The sequence below is a fragment of the Oleiphilus sp. HI0128 genome, assembly GCF_001635365.1.
Map to the genome: position 1 here is coordinate 1 of NZ_LWGG01001444.1, position 1,547 is coordinate 1,547.

At 44.3% G+C, this 1,547-nt stretch carries 2 protein-coding genes; one reads left to right on the forward strand and one right to left on the reverse strand.

All coding sequences use genetic code 11. The annotated features are described in order from the left end of the window. A partial coding sequence (gene cysG, locus A3763_RS23840; RefSeq protein ID WP_068760634.1) for a siroheme synthase CysG occupies positions 1-860 on the forward strand: 860 nt, incomplete at its 5' end. Between the two features lie 73 nt (positions 861-933). Here the strand turns inward: cysG and A3763_RS23845 are convergent. Next, on the reverse strand, positions 934-1,547 hold a 614-nt coding region (locus A3763_RS23845), incomplete at its 5' end, for a 3-deoxy-7-phosphoheptulonate synthase (RefSeq protein WP_068760636.1).

The window sequence follows — 1,547 nt, forward strand, 5'->3', positions numbered from 1 at the left end:
GGCGCTTTTGGGAAAAACACTTGGAAGGTAAGTTCTCTGAGTTGGTTTTTTCAGGAAAGGAAGAAGACGCTGTTGACCTATTAGAGTCTGCCATTGAAGATCTTTCTTCTACTGCGCCAAGTAATGACGGTGAGGTTTACTTGGTCGGCGCAGGGCCCGGAGATCCCGACTTATTAACGTTCAAGGCTTTGCGCTTGATTCGCCAGGCAGATATCGTTTTGTACGATCGTTTGGTATCTGAACCAATATTAGAGCTTGTCAGGCATGATGCGGAGCGTATTAATGTTGGAAAGGAGCGTTCAAATCACCTTGTCCCACAAGAGTCGATTAACGAATTGCTTGTTAAGTACGCAAAGCAGGGTAAGAGAGTACTGCGTTTGAAAGGCGGCGACCCATTTATATTTGGTCGTGGTGGCGAAGAAATAGAAACGCTGGCAGAAGAGGGAGTGAGTTTCCAGGTTGTGCCAGGAATTACTGCTGCATCGGGCTGTTCCGCTTATTCAGGCATACCTTTAACTCATCGCGACTATTCTCAATCGGTACGTTTTGTTACTGGCCACTTAAAGAACGATACTTGTGATCTTCCCTGGCATGAATTAGTTCAGGAGAATCAGACCCTGGTTTTTTATATGGGCTTAACGGGGCTTGCAACCATCTGTTCATCTCTGATTGAGAATGGGATGCGTACTGATAAGCCTATAGCTCTGGTTTCCAAAGGGACAACAAGGCATCAAAAGGTTTATGAAGGAACGCTGTCAACTATTGTGGATATTATCAAGAACCAAAAGGTTGCCGCTCCGACTTTAATTATTATTGGCGATGTTGTTAGCTTGCGCGATAAGCTGAAATGGTTGGAGTGACCATTTGTGCTTATCAATAAAAAAGCCGCTCAGATTGAGCGGCTTTTTTATTACTTTAAATCGTTTGAACTGTTTATCGCTTAGGTAGCACGTCTTTTAGTTTCTCGTGCATTTCCAGTAACGATTTTTCAGTTGTCTCCCAGTCGATACAAGCATCGGTAACTGATACGCCGTACTCAAGCTGAGATAAATCTTCAGGAATCGATTGGTTACCAAACTTAAGATTGCTCTCAACCATAATGCCAACGATAGATTTGTTGCCGTCGATGATCTGATTGCAAACGTCCTGCATAACCAGTGGCTGCAGGTTAGCATCTTTGTTTGAGTTTGCGTGGCTGCAATCAATCATTATGTTCTTACTAAGTTTTGCTTTCTCAAGTTCCTGCTCGCATAGTGCAACGTTAACTGAGTCATAATTAGGTTTACCGCCACCACCACGCAAGACAACGTGAGAATATGGGTTGCCTTTAGTGCGAACTACCGATACTTGTCCTTCGCGATTAATCCCTAAAAAGCTATGAGGGTGTGATGCAGATTTAAGTGCATTCATCGCAACGCCAAGGCCGCCGTCTGTGCCATTCTTAAAGCCGATTGCAACTGACAAACCGCTACTCATTTCGCGGTGTGTTTGGGACTCTGTGGTACGCGCACCAATAGCAGACCAGGAAATTGTATCTTGCAAGTATT